This is a genomic window from Streptococcus sp. NLN64 (assembly GCF_015831295.1).
Taxonomy (GTDB): domain Bacteria; phylum Bacillota; class Bacilli; order Lactobacillales; family Streptococcaceae; genus Streptococcus.
The window spans coordinates 1-944 of record NZ_JADXDQ010000017.1 but is presented as its reverse complement, the minus strand read 5'-3'; the positions used below and the strand labels follow the sequence as shown (position 1 = coordinate 944).

The following is a 944-nucleotide window of genomic DNA, read 5'->3' as shown; positions in this document are numbered from 1 at the left end:
GGAGCGAGCGACACCTTGGTCCAATATGTTGATAGTCATCTCTGTGGGACTGGGTTTGGCATACAAAAAAAGATGACACAATGTCATCTGCTCTAGTCGGGAAGACAGGATATTGACGCGAAGTACCTTCGCTTTATCTATAAACACTCCTCCGCTCAATTCCTGAGTGTTTTGACGCGAAGTTCCTTCGCTTTATCTATATATACTCCGCCACTCAATTCCTGAGTGTTTTGACGCGAAGTTCCTTCGCTTTATCTATATATACTCCGCCACTCAATTCCTGAGTGGCGGAGCGAGCGACACCTTGGTCCAATATGTTGATAGTCATCTCTGTGGGACTGGGTTTGGCATACAAAAAAAGATGACATTGCGGTCATCTGCTCTAGTCGGGAAGACAGGATATTGACGCTAAGTACCTTCGCTTTATCGAAATACTCTCTCACTCAATTCCTGAGTGAGAGAGCGAGCGACACCTTGGTCCAATTGGCCCAAACAATTTGTTGATAGTCTTCGCTATGGCACTGGTTTTGGCGTACAAAAAAAGATGACATTGCGGTCATCTGCTCTAGTCGGGAAGACAGGATATTGACGCTAAGTACCTTCGCTTTATCGAAATACTCTCTCACTCAATTCCTGAGTGAGAGAGCGAGCGACACCTTGGTCCAATTGGCCCAAACAATTTGTTGATAGTCTTCGCTATGGCACTGGTTTTGGCGTACAAAAAAAGATGACATTGCGGTCATCTGCTCTAGTCGGGAAGACAGGATTCGAACCTGCGACACCTTGGTCCCAAACCAAGTACTCTACCAAGCTGAGCTACTTCCCGTATTATTGTTTACATGCACCCTAGAGGAGTCGAACCTCTAACCGCCTGATTCGTAGTCAGGTACTCTATCCAGTTGAGCTAAGGGTGCTCATTTGCCGAGGACCGGAATCGAACCGGT

At 46.6% G+C, this 944-nt stretch carries 2 tRNA genes; both read right to left on the bottom strand.

Annotated elements, in window-relative coordinates:
* Window positions 1-752: 752 nt before the first annotated feature.
* Window positions 753-826: transfer RNA gene (locus I2503_RS03935), tRNA-Pro, on the bottom strand.
* Window positions 827-840: 14 nt separating this feature from the next.
* A tRNA-Arg gene (locus I2503_RS03930) sits at window positions 841-914 on the bottom strand.
* Window positions 915-944: the final 30 nt, after the last annotated feature.